General features: G+C 61.5%; 14 protein-coding genes. 4 read left to right on the forward strand and 10 right to left on the reverse strand.

The annotated features are described in order from the left end of the window. Positions 1 to 256 precede the first annotated feature (256 nt). From gyrB to E8Q41_RS18390, 5 genes are all read right to left on the reverse strand, one after another. Positions 257 to 2,695, reverse strand: a complete 2,439-nt coding sequence (gene gyrB / locus E8Q41_RS18370; RefSeq protein ID WP_137157010.1) for a DNA topoisomerase (ATP-hydrolyzing) subunit B — start codon at positions 2,693 to 2,695, stop codon at positions 257 to 259. Positions 2,696 to 2,839: 144 nt separating this feature from the next. Further along, positions 2,840 to 3,217 (reverse strand): helix-turn-helix domain-containing protein, encoded by a 378-nt coding sequence (locus E8Q41_RS18375; protein WP_137157011.1) that lies wholly within the window; start codon positions 3,215 to 3,217, stop codon positions 2,840 to 2,842. Then, a complete protein-coding gene (locus E8Q41_RS18380) occupies positions 3,214 to 3,771 on the reverse strand; it encodes a Smr/MutS family protein (RefSeq protein WP_137157012.1) in 558 nt (185 codons plus the stop codon). The genes E8Q41_RS18375 and E8Q41_RS18380 overlap by 4 nt, the downstream gene beginning before the upstream one ends. Continuing rightward, on the reverse strand, positions 3,761 to 4,876 hold the full coding sequence (locus tag E8Q41_RS18385) for a murein transglycosylase A (RefSeq protein WP_137157013.1): 1,116 nt from the start codon (positions 4,874 to 4,876) through the stop codon (positions 3,761 to 3,763). The genes E8Q41_RS18380 and E8Q41_RS18385 overlap by 11 nt, the downstream gene beginning before the upstream one ends. 5 nt (positions 4,877 to 4,881) lie before the next feature. Beyond that, positions 4,882 to 5,595, reverse strand: coding sequence for a Tim44/TimA family putative adaptor protein (locus E8Q41_RS18390; protein WP_137157014.1), 714 nt, complete (start codon positions 5,593 to 5,595; stop codon positions 4,882 to 4,884). A 95-nt stretch (positions 5,596 to 5,690) separates the two neighbouring features. Between E8Q41_RS18390 and E8Q41_RS18395 the strand changes: the two genes are divergently transcribed. Next, on the forward strand, positions 5,691 to 6,188 hold the full coding sequence (locus tag E8Q41_RS18395; RefSeq protein WP_137157015.1) for an FxsA family protein: 498 nt from the start codon (positions 5,691 to 5,693) through the stop codon (positions 6,186 to 6,188). Between the two features lie 174 nt (positions 6,189 to 6,362). Further along, positions 6,363 to 6,842, forward strand: coding sequence for a protein-export chaperone SecB (gene secB, locus E8Q41_RS18400; RefSeq protein ID WP_137157016.1), 480 nt, complete (start codon positions 6,363 to 6,365; stop codon positions 6,840 to 6,842). 50 nt (positions 6,843 to 6,892) lie between these two features. Here secB and dnaQ read toward each other — a convergent pair whose 3' ends face one another. From dnaQ to E8Q41_RS18425, 5 genes are read right to left on the reverse strand one after another with little or no spacing between them, the layout of a single operon-like run. Beyond that, complete coding sequence (dnaQ, locus tag E8Q41_RS18405; protein WP_137157017.1) at positions 6,893 to 7,612, reverse strand: DNA polymerase III subunit epsilon; 720 nt, start codon at positions 7,610 to 7,612, stop codon at positions 6,893 to 6,895. A 2-nt stretch (positions 7,613 to 7,614) separates the two neighbouring features. Beyond that, a complete protein-coding gene (gene coaE / locus E8Q41_RS18410; protein WP_137157018.1) occupies positions 7,615 to 8,205 on the reverse strand; it encodes a dephospho-CoA kinase in 591 nt (196 codons plus the stop codon). Next, positions 8,205 to 9,065, reverse strand: a complete 861-nt coding sequence (locus E8Q41_RS18415) for a shikimate dehydrogenase (protein WP_137157019.1) — start codon at positions 9,063 to 9,065, stop codon at positions 8,205 to 8,207. The genes coaE and E8Q41_RS18415 overlap by 1 nt, the downstream gene beginning before the upstream one ends. After that, the gene (locus E8Q41_RS18420; protein WP_137157020.1) at positions 9,058 to 9,654 is read right to left on the reverse strand and encodes a Maf-like protein; all 597 of its coding nucleotides are present in this window, start codon (positions 9,652 to 9,654) and stop codon (positions 9,058 to 9,060) included. The genes E8Q41_RS18415 and E8Q41_RS18420 overlap by 8 nt, the downstream gene beginning before the upstream one ends. Before the next feature lie 29 nt (positions 9,655 to 9,683). After that, on the reverse strand, positions 9,684 to 10,502 hold the full coding sequence (locus E8Q41_RS18425) for a pyruvate, water dikinase regulatory protein (RefSeq protein WP_137157021.1): 819 nt from the start codon (positions 10,500 to 10,502) through the stop codon (positions 9,684 to 9,686). A 397-nt stretch (positions 10,503 to 10,899) separates the two neighbouring features. Between E8Q41_RS18425 and hemE the strand changes: the two genes are divergently transcribed. After that, complete coding sequence (hemE, locus tag E8Q41_RS18430) at positions 10,900 to 11,928, forward strand: uroporphyrinogen decarboxylase (RefSeq protein ID WP_137157022.1); 1,029 nt, start codon at positions 10,900 to 10,902, stop codon at positions 11,926 to 11,928. Positions 11,929 to 11,938: 10 nt separating this feature from the next. Beyond that, positions 11,939 to 12,472: a protoporphyrinogen oxidase HemJ gene (gene hemJ, locus E8Q41_RS18435; protein WP_137157023.1), complete on the forward strand. Its 534-nt coding sequence runs from the start codon at positions 11,939 to 11,941 to the stop codon at positions 12,470 to 12,472. The last annotated feature ends 74 nt before the right edge of the window (positions 12,473 to 12,546 follow it).

Genomic DNA, 12,546 nt, shown 5'->3' on the forward strand with positions numbered 1-12,546 from the left:
TGAGGTCGAGACACGACAAGGAGGGCAAATTTTCAAAAATTGTCAATCGGATCCTGTCACCGATTTCCACGACGTCGAGGTAGTGGATCCGTGGATTGCGCCCGTGGGCGCCAGGGATTGTCCGACGACCAAGCGTGTGCGCCGTTCGAACTTGACAGCCGCTGAAAGAAAAACCGCCCGCAACATTCCAGTGGCGGGCGGTTTGATTTCAGTCGTCAGGGGCGCTCTTTGCCGCCTCGCCTGATCCGTGGAAGGATCAGATGTCGAGATTTGCGACGCTGAGGGCGTTTTCCTGGATGAAGTCGCGGCGCGGCTCCACCTCGTCGCCCATCAGGCGAGAGAACAGACCGTCGGCGTCTGTCGCGTCCTGCACCTTGACCTGCAGCAGCGAGCGGACATTCGGATCGAGCGTGGTTTCCCACAGCTGCTCGGCGTTCATTTCCCCGAGGCCCTTATAGCGCTGCATCGACAGCCCCTTGCGGCCGAAGGTGAAGACCGATTCGAGCAGCATGCGCGGGCCGGCGATTTCGGTCTCGCCTTCGCGGCGAACCAGCGCCGGCGGCACGCCGTAGATTTCGCCGAGACGCGACGACATCTGGTCGATCATGCGGGCGTCCTGCGAGCCGATCAGCGCCATGTCGATGACCAGCGATTCCTTGACTCCGCGGACCATGCGTTCGAAACGCAGTGAGCCGGCGTCGGACATTTCGCCCGTCCAGCCGCGTTCGGTCTCCTCAGCGATGACATCCATGCGGCGGGCGATTTCGGCGGCGACCGCTTCGGCGCGGGCGCGATCGCTCATCAGTTCGGCGTTCAGTCCGCCGGCGATCGCCGCCTGTTCGACCAGCGACCGGTTGTAACGGGAGTGCAGCCCGTCGATCAGGGTGCGGACGCGCAGCGCATCGTGAATCACGTCGCGCAGATCGGCGCCGGCGCGCACTTCGCCGCCGCCGAGGCGCAGCGACACGTCTTCGAGGCCGGCGTCGATGAGATATTCATCCAGCGCCTTTTCATCCTTCAGATAGGTGGAGGACTTGCCGCGGCTGACTTTGTAAAGCGGCGGCTGGGCGATGAAGAGATGACCGCGCTCGATCAGTTCCGGCATCTGACGGAAGAAGAAGGTGAGCAACAGGGTGCGGATATGGGCGCCGTCGACATCGGCGTCCGTCATGATGATGATCTTGTGATAGCGCAGCTTGTCGGCGTTGAACTCATCCTTGCCGATGCCGGTGCCGAGCGCGGTGATCAGCGTGCCGATTTCCTGGCTCGACAGCATCTTGTCGAAGCGCGCGCGTTCGACATTGAGGATCTTGCCGCGCAGCGGCAGGATCGCCTGATTTTCACGCGAGCGGCCTTGCTTGGCCGAGCCGCCTGCCGAATCACCCTCGACCAGGAAGAGTTCGGATTTGGACGGATCACGCTCCGAGCAGTCGGCCAGCTTGCCGGGCAGCGAGGCGATGTCGAGCGCGCCCTTGCGGCGGGTCAGTTCACGCGCCTTGCGGGCGGCTTCGCGGGCGGCTGCGGCTTCGACCACCTTGCCGACCAGGGTCTTGGATTCCGATGGATGTTCCTCGAGCCACTGGTTGAGCGCCTCGTTGACGAGATTTTCGACGACCGGGCGGACTTCGGAGGAAACGAGCTTGTCCTTGGTCTGCGACGAGAATTTAGGATCCGGCACTTTCACCGAGAGAACCGCGGTCAGGCCTTCGCGGCAATCGTCGCCTGTCAGCGAGACCTTTTCCTTCTTGAGGATGCCGGAGCTTTCGGCATAGCCGGTGATCTGACGGGTCAGCGCGCCGCGGAAGCCGGCGAGATGGGTGCCGCCATCGCGCTGGGGAATGTTGTTGGTGAAGCACAGCATGTTTTCGTGATAGCTGTCGTTCCACCACATCGCGACTTCGACGGTGATGCCGTCCTTCTCGCTGCTGATCGAAATCGGCTTGTCGACGAGCGGCTTCTTGGCGCGATCGAGATAAGCGACGAAGGCTTCGAGGCCGCCGGAATAGAGCAGTTCTTCCTGCTTTATATCGGAATGCCGCTTGTCGGTGAGCACGATGCGGACGCCGGAATTGAGGAAGGCGAGTTCGCGCAGGCGATGTTCGAGCGTCTGGTAGTCGAAGACCGTCTTGGTGAAGGTCTCCGGGCTCGGCAGGAAGGTCACCTCGGTGCCGGTCTCGTTGGGCGAGTCGCCGATCACCTTCAGCGGCGCATCGGCGACGCCATGGCTGAAGCTCATCTCGTGGATCTTGCCCTCGCGGCGGATCTTGAGTTTGAGCCAGATCGACAGCGCATTGACGACCGAGACGCCGACGCCGTGCAGACCGCCCGACACCTTGTAGGAATTCTGGTCGAACTTGCCGCCAGCATGCAGCTGGGTCATGATCACTTCGGCGGCGGACACACCCTCTTCCTGATGGATGCCGGTGGGGATGCCGCGACCATTGTCGGTGACGGTGCAGGAGCCATCGGCGTTCAGCGTCACAGTCACCAGATTGGCGTGACCGGCCAGCGCTTCGTCGATGGCGTTGTCCACCACTTCATAGACCATGTGGTGCAGACCGGAGCCATCGTCAGTGTCGCCGATATACATGCCCGGCCGCTTTCTCACCGCGTCGAGGCCCTTGAGAACCTTGATGCTATCGGCGCCGTATTCGCCGGCGGGAGCCGGTGCGTCGTCTTCGGTGGATCCGGTCATGGATGGCTTTCTCTTGGCTGTCTTGCAAAATCGTCGAAGGCGAAAAATCGGCCTTGCGAATCACTTTTCAGAAGGTGACCGACTATAGGATTTTTCGCCGAAAGGCCAAAGCTTGGCCATGGAATTAGGGCCTAAAACGGGTCGTCAACGGGCTTTTTCCCGGAGAAAAACGTGTCTGTCGATTGTTTCCGTCAGTTCGGCCATCGCCTCGGGAGAAAGACTGCGGATTTCGGCGGCCAGGCGGTTGGCGAAGGCGGTGTAGGCGGCGGGCAGGCCGGTGGTGTCGACCACGATGCGGGGATGGGATTGCGAAGCGATGCGGAAGAGATCGTCGGCTTCATCCCAGATGATGTTGAAGTAACCCGCCACCCGCTGGAGAAAATCAAAGCTCGGCCGGCCGCGATGGCCATTCTCCAGCGCCGAAAGATAGGCCGGCGTGACGCCCAGCGCCGCCGCCATCTGTTTCTGGCTGACGCCTCGTTCGCGGCGCAGCCGACGCACGGCCTCGCCGAACGGCGTCATGGCCGCTCTCCCCGGCTCCGCGACAGGCGCACATAGAGCGCACCGTCTCCGCCGTGATTGGCGGCCGCCGGCTCATAGGAGGAAATCAGCGACCGGAAATCCGGCTTGGAAAACCACATCGGCACCGCCCGTTTCAATGCGCCGTCGCTGCCCATCGAACCGCCCTTGCCGGTGATCACCAGCACATGCCTGAGACCGCGCTCATGGGCGCGGACAAGAAAGGAGTGCAGGATGGCGTGCGCCTCGGACTGGAAGAGGCCATGCAGGTCGATGCGGGCTTCCAATTCGAGCCGGCCCTTGGCGAGCTTGCGCTTGACCGGCCGCTCCAACGGATGATGCCTCTGGGCCTGTGGACGCGGCGTGGTCGGCGTCTCGGAAGGAAGCGGGGCGGCGGCAAGCGAGGGCGCCGAATGTGCTTCGCCGGATTCCTGCTCACGCATCAGCGCGTCGAAAGCCTCGATCTCGTTCATACGGCCGGGCAGCGCACGGGTGCTGCGGGCCACCTTGCCCCAGAGAATGCGGTCTTCGGTCGAGAGCTTCTTCTCAGTCGCCATAGCCGAGCTCCAGCACAGCGCGACGAGGAAGAAGAATGAAGAAATCGGCTTCGTTGCGGACATTGCCGGCAAGCGCGCCCGCCTCGTCTCCCGAACCGGTGAAGATATCGGCGCGAGCGGGGCCAACAATGGCCGTGCCGGTGTCGAGCGCGATCATCAGCCGGCGAAACGGATTGCCGCCGGTGAGATGCGCGAGACTGTCTGAGGAGAGATAGAAGAGCGACGAGAAGGTGTGGATCAACCTGTCCACCGCGATAGACCGCATGGGCTGAAGCGCAACCTTGGCGGCTGCGATGGGTCCGAGAGCGGGATCACTGACCTCGGCGTCGCGGAAGAAAATATAGGACCGATTGCTCCAGAGAATTTCATCCTGCCGATCCTCATGCGCGGCGAGCCAGGCGCGGATCGATTGCATGGAGATATCCGCCTCGGCGATCTCTCCGAGATCGATGAGGCGGCGGCCGATGCCGCTGAACGGATGGCCGGCCTTGGCGGCATAGGTGATGCGGCGGATCGCGCCATCCGGATAGCGCAGCCGCGCCGCGCCCTGGACATGGGCGAAGAAGACGTCGACGCGAGAGCGCGCCCAGGCGATTTCGAGCCCCCTGCCCTGAAGCGCGCCGCGATCGATTTCGCCGCGATCGAAAAAGGGCGCCATCGAGCCGTCTGGCTCTCGGCGGGCGAAGGCATAGGAGGCATCGAGATCTTCCGGACGGTTGTCGTCATCGAGATCGATGAGATCCTCGGGTCGGCGATAAAAGGGATGCCGAAAGAGATCGTCGGGATGGTCCGATACGTCGACCACCGGCTCGTAATAAGCGGTGACGAAGCCAGCGGCGCCATCGTTGCGCTGAATGCGAAAGGGCCGCAAATGCGTTTCGAAAAACCGGCGCGCTTCGGCCGGCGTCCGGGGCGTCACTCCTGCGGCGGCTTCGAACACTTCGGCAAGGTGTTCGGGCCGGAGACCGAGCGAGCCGATGCGATAGGGCTTGACCTCGCGACTATAGGCGAGACACCGCCGCATCGGCTCGAACAGATCCGAGGGATCGTCTTCGGCCCAGCCGGGCAGATCGGAATACGCCGCCGGGATCAGGCCGAAGCTCATTGCGGTCAGCCTTCGGACTGGGTGGAGACGAGCTTCCAGTTGGGATCGCGCGAACGGGTGTCGCGCAGGAAGGTCCAGCGATCCTTGACCTCGGAGACATCCTCGGCATTGCCGTCGACAAGGGTCCCCGCTTTGTCATAGGTCGCCGAGATCAGCTGGCTGACGATCTTCATCGTCACCGTGACTTCGGGACCTTCGAGGCCGGCGGCGACCATGTCGGCCTTGTCGATGCCGACGAAGGTGAACTTGACCTTTTCGCCGGCCTTCTCGCGCTCGGTGATCGCAGCGTTGAAGCCTTCATAGACTTCGTTCGACAGCAGGCTTTTCAGCGTCTTGCGATCGCCTTCGGCATAAGCCGTGACGATCATCTCATAAGCGGCGCGGGCGCCCTCGACAAATTGCCGCGGATCGAAAGACGGATCGGCTTCGACGATGCGGCGAAGAGCGTCATTCAGGGGCGTGCCGGGCGGTGCGAAATCATCGATGACCTGGAAGCGGTTTTCCGGCTCGGCGGCGCCGCGGCGGGGCAGCGTGATGACCTTGCCATCTTCTGCAGGCGGCTGCGGCCGCTCGGCCTCGCGGGCGGATTCACGCGGCGCGAAAGGGTCGTAGGGCGGCTTCTCATGCCCGGTGCGTTTTCCGAGAACGCTGCGGAGATTGAGAAATATCAGCGCCGCGACGATCAGGAAAAACAGGGTGATGATACTGTCTGTGCCCATGGCTGGCTTTGCCCTCGGTTCTTAAATTGCCTGCTTCGCTTCCCATATAGTCGTCCTATGAATATCATTCAAACGGAGGAAACAAGGGAATTACAATGCGCACCTCTTTGCCGCTCTTGGCGTTTCTCGCCACACCGATCCTTGAGATCGCGACTTTCATCCTCGTCGGACAACGGATCGGCGTCGGCCCCACCCTGCTTCTTGTGTTGTTCGCTGGGTTTGCGGGCGTGATGATCTTGCGGCGGCAGGGGCTCGGGGCCCTAAAAAAGCTGAACCGCAATCTCAGGCGCGAAAGCCTGTCAGGCGAGGGATTGGCCGATAATTTCCTTATCGCGATCGCCGCCGTGCTGTTGATTATTCCAGGATTTCTGACCGATATCGTGGCGCTTCTGCTGCTTCTGCCGCCGGTCCGACGACTGATCTGGCGTCGCTGGGCAAACAATATCCGGATGCGAACCTATTACACCTCCAGCCACTCGTCCGGTCCGAAACGAAGCGGCGCGCGCTCGAAAGGCGATTTCGTCGATCTCTCGCCAGAGGATTTTCGGCGTGACATCGATCCCGACGCGCCGCGGTTGGACCGGCCGGATTAAGGCCGAGGGTTGTAAGGCTACGGGCTAAATGCTAGATGGCAGGCCCCGGGGCTCAGCGCCCTATGCTTCGGTCAGAGAAGTCGAACTTCGCCGCCGGCCCGTCGCCGTGAACCCCGGACACTGGAATCTGTACGGCGAGGCCAGAGGTTTCGCCATGGCGATGAGGAAAAGATTATGTCGAACGAAAACGCGAATGGCGCCGAAGCGCAGCCCTCGATCAACATCCTGGCGCAGTATGTGAAGGATTTCTCCTTCGAAAATCCGGGCGCGCCGCGTTCGCTGCAGGCCCGCGACAAGGCCCCCTCGATCAACATCTCCGTGAACGTCAACGCCAATCCGCTGTCGGAAACCGATTTCGACGTGGTGCTGACGCTCGACGCCTCCGCCAAGGAAGGCGATAAGGTGGTGTTCCATGCCGAGCTCGCTTACGGCGGTCTGTTCCGCGTTGCGGGCTTTGCCCAGGAGCATATGCTGCCGGTGTTGTTCATCGAATGCCCGCGCCTGCTGTTCCCCTTCGCCCGCCAGATCATCGCCGACGCCACCCGCAACGGCGGCTTCCCGCCGCTGATGATCGACCCGATCGATTTCGCGGTGATGTTCCAGCAGCGCATGGCCGAAGAACAGGCCAAGGCGCGCGTGGCCGCCAACAACTGATCTTCCGATTTCTCTTGATATCGAACGCCCGGTTTTTGGCCGGGCGTTTTTTATTGGCCCGTGGGCGCGGCGCCGAGACCGTATTTCGTCCAGATCGCCTTGTCGCCCATCTTCTTGACCAGCGCCTTATGCGCCTCTGCTTCCGCTGCCGACAGGCGCGGCGCGAGCGGCATCGGCCGCTTGAGCGTCACGACATCGGATTGATCCTCGACTTCGATAGAGCGCGTCCGCTCGGGACCGGCGAGACCCAGCGCGGTCTGGCGGCCGCCGATCAGCTCGATGTAGACTTCGGCCAGCAGTTCAGAGTCGAGCAATGCGCCATGCTTTAGACGATGGGAATTGTCGACGCCGTAACGCCGGCAGAGCGCATCCAGCGTGTTGGGGCCCATCGGATGTTTGCGGCGGGCGATCTGCAGCGTATCAACGACGCGTTCGCCGGGAATAGAGGGAAGGCCGAGCCGGGCCAGTTCGGCATTGATGAAGCCCATGTCGAAATTGGCGTTGTGGGCAATCCACTGGGCGCCGTCGAAAAATTCGAGGATCTCCTCGGCGACCTTGGCGAAGATCGGCTTATCGGCCAGAAAGTCATCGGTGATGCCATGCACCGCCAGCGCATCGGGATGCACCTTGCGGCCATCTGGATTGATGTAGAGATGGATAGTGCGGCCGGTGGGAAAATGATCCCGGAGTTCGACGCCGCCAATTTCGATGATGCGGTCCTCACGCGAGTCGAGGCCGGTGGTTTCCGTATCGAAAATGATTTCCCGCATGGTCATTGATCTCCATTTTCGAGCGTGTCGAGGATGCGCCGGACCTCGACGCGAGCATGCTCCAGGCCGCGGCCGGTGTCGATGATGAAATCGGCCCGCTTGCGTTTCTCCGCATCGGGCATTTGCCGGGACAGAATGAGTGCGAATTTCTCTTCGGTCATTCCAGGTCGCTCCAGAACCCGCTCCCGCTGGATCTCGGGCGCGCAGGTCACGACCACCACTTTGTCGGCCCTCTGTTCCGCCTTGTTTTCGAACAGCAGGGGAATATCGAGCACGACAAGTCTTTCGCCGGATTCGCGATAGGCGTCGATCAGCGCCTTCTCCCTCTTCCACACCAAGGGATGGACGATGGCCTCAAGCACGCGAAAGCGATCCGGCGCCTCCGCCAGCGCCGCAGACAATTTCTGCCGGTCCACCTGGCCATCGACGACAACACCTGGAAAGGCGTCGCCCAATGGCGCAACCGCCTCGCCGCGATAGAGATCGTGAACAATGCTGTCGGCGTCGATGACGGGCACGCCTTCGGCGCGGAAGAGCTCCGCGGTCGTCGACTTGCCCATACCGATCGATCCCGTCAGGCCCAGGCGCAACATCAATGCCGCTCCAGATCGGAAATCACCAGATCGCGCAACTCATCAGTCACTTGAGGCCGTTGGCCGAACCATTTCTCAAATCCGGGCACGGCCTGGTGAAGAAGCATGCCAAGGCCGTCGCAGATCGAACGACCCTGATCCCGGGCCATGGCGAGGATCGGCGTGATCAGCGGCGCATAGACGATATCGGTGACGAGCGCGCCTTCCGCCATCGGGGCGAAATCGATGTCGATCGCTTCGGCCCCATCCATGCCGAGCGACGTGGTGTTGACGAAGAGATCGGCGCCGGAGAGACGTTCGGTCAGCGCCTCGATGGGCGCGGCGTGGATCTTTTCCCCGAAACGGTCGGCGAGTTCCTGCGCGCGCAGAAGTGTGCGGTTGAGGACATGGATCTCGGCAAAGCCCCGATCACGCAGCGCCTGAAGGATCGCCCGGCTCGCGCCGCCGGCGCCGAGCACCACGGCGCGTTGACGCTGTCCATCCCAACCTTGCGCCCGCTGATCGAGATTGGCGAGGAAGCCATAGCCGTCCGTGTTGGTCGCCTTCAGCCGGCCGTCGTCGCGATAGAGCGTGTTGGCGGCCCCCAGTTCGCGGGCCAGTTCATCAGGATCGTCGGCGAGGGCGAAGGCGCTCTCCTTATGCGGAATGGTGACATTTCCGCCTCGGTAGCCGGATTCACCGGACTTGAGAGCAGCAACGAAGTCGGCGAAATTGTCTGGCGCGACTTCAACCGACTGATAGGAGCCTTGCAGACCGAGCGTCTTCAGCCAATGGGTATGGATCATCGGCGAGCGCGAATGCTTAATCGGAAAGCCGCAGACAAAAGCCTTCCTTAACGATGTTTCACGTGAATCAGCCATCGATGGCTCCCAAACTTCTGAGACCAGGCAACAGCGTCAACATCGGCAGGCCGAGAATGGTGAAGTAGTCTCCGTCAATGCGCTCGAACAGCTGCACGCCCGGCCCTTCGAACTGGTAGGCTCCGACGCTCTGCAGGATCCCCTCTCCTGAGAGATCGAGGTAACGTGACAAAAACGCCTCTGAGATCGGCCGCATGGTCATCCGGGCGATCGAGACATCCGACCAGACCACCTTTCCGTCATTGGCCACGGCGACGCCGCAATTCAGATGATGCGTCTTGCCGGAAAAGGCCCGGATGTGGTCGGCAGCTTCGGCCATATCGCACGGCTTGTGGAAGATGCGTTCACCGAGCGACAGCGTCTGATCGGAACCGATGACATATGCATCCGGATGTTTCAACGACACATGCAGCGCCTTGGCTTCCGCAAGACCCCGCGCCACAGCATCGGGATGCGCGCCGCGGGCCAGAAGCGGTTCCTCGACAGCCCGCTCATCTATATCAGCCGTGACGGCCTCGTAGTAGAGCCCTGCCCCGGTCATCAGTGATCGCCGCGATGCGCTCTTCGACGCCAATATCAATCTGGCCATGCCAACATCTCCCTCATATCGGCTGAGGACTAGCGAAGCTTCGGGCGAAGAGCAACAATGGCGGCGGCCGTCTCTTCGATCGATTTGCGGGTGACGTCGATCAGCGGCCAGCCGTTCTTGGCGCAAAGTTGGCGGGCGTATTTGATCTCTTCGGAAATGGTGGCCCGGTCCGTATAGCTGTCCTGATAGCCGGACGTCGCGCCGAGAATGCGGTTCTCCCGCACCTGGCTGATATGGTCGACGCTGGCGACCAGGCAGACGATCAGCGGCCGCTTGGCGGCAAGCAGTTTCTCAGGCAGCTTGGCTCCGACGACCAGAGGAATATTGGCGGTCTTGATGCCGCGATTGGCGAGATAGATCGCGGTCGGCGTTTTCGACGTGCGGCTGACGCCGAGAAGAATGACGTCGGCCTCGTCGATGTTATGCGGCAACTGGCCGTCGTCATGATCCATGGTGAAATTGAGCGCTTCGATGCGGGCGAAATAGCCGGCGTTGAGCTGATGCTGCGCCCCGACCCGACGGCGATTGGGAGCGCCGAGATAGGATTGGAAGATTTCTAGGACCGGCTCGATCACCGAGACGCAGGGCACGCCCATTTCCCGACAGGCTTCATCGATGACCGCGGCAATCTCGCGATCGATGATGGTGTGAAGAACAATGCCCGGCTCTTCATCGATCGCCGAGAGCACGTCGCTCACCTGCTTGCGGCTGCGCACCAGCGGATAGACATGTTCGACCGCCAGGCAATCGCCGAACTGCGCCGCCGCCGCTCGGCCCGCCGCGATGAGCGTTTCGCCGGTCGAATCGGAGATCAGATGCAGGTGAAAGAATTTTTTCTTGTTTTCCACGCTTTTGACGCCGCCTGTTGAGCAGTGTGGACAAAGTGCCGTTTTGGTCCGGGCGGGAAAAGCTCTCTGGGAAAACCCCCGATTTGTCCACAGAGAAAGCCTGAGCGGAGAGCGGAAATCCGGGGGTGTGGAAAAGACTCATGCTTGCGGATACGTCAAAATCTGTTCCACGGTCATCCACAAGCGAGGTCTGAACCTTTCTGTCCCCAACGCGCTGGAATCCAGGGAGGAAGTGGACCTCCCGAAATTTATCCACAGAGCGATGAAATCTCCCCACCGGACTCCTGTGCGCTTGCGTCGCGGAGCGAAAAACCTGTTGAGCCCTGATAATCCTTGAATCCCACCGACTCTTAAGAAATAGCAATCTAGATCTATCTGTTATTTTATGAGGCGGGATGTGGAAAAGACGGCGCGAAAGGTGATGGAGGTTCTCTCCGGGAAGACGGTGAGCCCGCCTCCGGTATGGCTGATGCGGCAAGCCGGCCGCTACCTGCCCGAATATCGTGAGACCCGACGGCAGGCGAAGGGCTTTCTCGATCTCTGTTATTCGCCCGATCTCGCAGTCGAAGTGACGATGCAGCCGATAAGGCGCTACGGTTTCGATGCGGCGATCCTGTTTTCCGATATTCTCGTCATTCCCGACGCCATGAGACGCAATGTTCGTTTTGTCGAAGGAGAAGGGCCGCAGCTCGACCCGATTTCACTTGAGGAGATCGAGCGTCTGGAAGCTCCCGATCTTGCCCGGCATCTCGCTCCGGTTTTCGAAACGGTAAGCCGGTTGAGAACGGAGCTGCCAGACACGACTACCCTGCTCGGCTTTTGCGGAGCGCCCTGGACCATCGCCACCTACATGATTGCGGGGCATGGCACGCCGGATCAGGCCCCTGCCCGGCTCTTCGCCTACCAGCATCCCAAGGCGTTCGACCGTCTGCTCTCCGTCATCGCGGAAGCCTCCGCTGACTATCTGATCCGGCAGATCGACGCCGGCGCCGATGCGGTGCAGATCTTCGATTCCTGGGCGGGTGTGCTCGGTGACGACGAGTTCCAGCGTTATGCTGTCGGTCCGGTGCGCCGCATCGTCGATGTCGTCAGGGCGGCGCGACCTGAGACCAAGGTGATCGCCTTCGCCAAGGGGGCCGGCGCCAATCTTCGGACGTATCGCCAAGGCGTCGACGCCGATGCGATCGGTCTCGACTGGGCCCTGCCGCTGGATTTCGCAGTGGAGCTGCAGAAGGACGGCGCGGTTCAGGGCAATCTCGATCCGCTGCTGATGGTGGCGGGGGGCGAGGCGCTGGAAAACCGGGCGCGGCGGATCCTCGACAAGCTCGGCCATGGTCCGCTGATCTTCAATCTTGGCCACGGCATCACGCCGCAAGCCGATCCGGAAAATGTCACGCGCCTGCTCGAAATCATTCGCGGCGGCTGAGGAGAGAGCGATGAGCGAGGCGAAAGCAGAGCCGGGCGCCAAGGCGTGGAAACGCGCAGCCGCTGCGATTGCAGTTTTCGTCGCGCTGATCGGGGCGGTTTTCTATTTCGCGCCCGACAACGCCTATCTCTGGATCAAGGCGATGCATGTGATCGCGGTGATCTCCTGGATGGCGGGATTGCTCTATCTGCCGCGCCTGTTCATCTACCATCATCAGTCGGCGGTGGGATCGGGGACGTCCGAGACGCTGAAGGTCATGGAACGCCGGTTGTTCCGGGTGATCATGAACCCGGCGATGATGATTTCCTGGGGCCTCGGCCTCTACCTCGCCTGGGATGGATTCGGCTTCATCGGCGGCTGGCTGCATGCCAAGATCGCCGCTGTCGTGCTGATGACGGCGGCGCATGTCTATTTCGGCCGCGCGATGCGCGCATTCGGCCGTGACGAGCGCCCCGCCACCGAAAGAGCATGGCGCTTTCTCAACGAAGCGCCCGCGCTTCTGATGATCGCCATCGTTTTGTTGGTAATCGTGAAGCCATTCTGATTTGACTTGTCAAAGGGCGGCGAGTCTGGCAGAGCACTAGTCGCATGCGGAGTGACGGCGCAATTTTGCTTCAA

Source organism: Rhizobium sp. FKL33 (assembly GCF_005222915.1).
Taxonomy (GTDB): Bacteria; Pseudomonadota; Alphaproteobacteria; order Rhizobiales; family Rhizobiaceae; genus Rhizobium_E.

Excerpts from the sequence above, each read along its gene's own strand:
- gyrB (WP_137157010.1), bottom strand. The coding sequence starts at position 2,695 with ATGACCGGATCCACCGAAGACGACGCACCGGCTCCCGCCGGCGAATAC.
- E8Q41_RS18375 (WP_137157011.1), bottom strand. The coding sequence starts at position 3,217 with ATGACGCCGTTCGGCGAGGCCGTGCGTCGGCTGCGCCGCGAACGAGGC.
- E8Q41_RS18380 (WP_137157012.1), bottom strand. The coding sequence starts at position 3,771 with ATGGCGACTGAGAAGAAGCTCTCGACCGAAGACCGCATTCTCTGGGGC.
- E8Q41_RS18385 (WP_137157013.1), bottom strand. The coding sequence starts at position 4,876 with ATGAGCTTCGGCCTGATCCCGGCGGCGTATTCCGATCTGCCCGGCTGG.
- E8Q41_RS18390 (WP_137157014.1), bottom strand. The coding sequence starts at position 5,595 with ATGGGCACAGACAGTATCATCACCCTGTTTTTCCTGATCGTCGCGGCG.
- E8Q41_RS18395 (WP_137157015.1), top strand. The coding sequence starts at position 5,691 with ATGCGCACCTCTTTGCCGCTCTTGGCGTTTCTCGCCACACCGATCCTT.
- secB (WP_137157016.1), top strand. The coding sequence starts at position 6,363 with ATGTCGAACGAAAACGCGAATGGCGCCGAAGCGCAGCCCTCGATCAAC.
- dnaQ (WP_137157017.1), bottom strand. The coding sequence starts at position 7,612 with ATGCGGGAAATCATTTTCGATACGGAAACCACCGGCCTCGACTCGCGT.
- coaE (WP_137157018.1), bottom strand. The coding sequence starts at position 8,205 with ATGTTGCGCCTGGGCCTGACGGGATCGATCGGTATGGGCAAGTCGACG.
- E8Q41_RS18415 (WP_137157019.1), bottom strand. The coding sequence starts at position 9,065 with ATGGCTGATTCACGTGAAACATCGTTAAGGAAGGCTTTTGTCTGCGGC.
- E8Q41_RS18420 (WP_137157020.1), bottom strand. The coding sequence starts at position 9,654 with ATGGCCAGATTGATATTGGCGTCGAAGAGCGCATCGCGGCGATCACTG.
- hemJ (WP_137157023.1), top strand. The coding sequence starts at position 11,939 with ATGAGCGAGGCGAAAGCAGAGCCGGGCGCCAAGGCGTGGAAACGCGCA.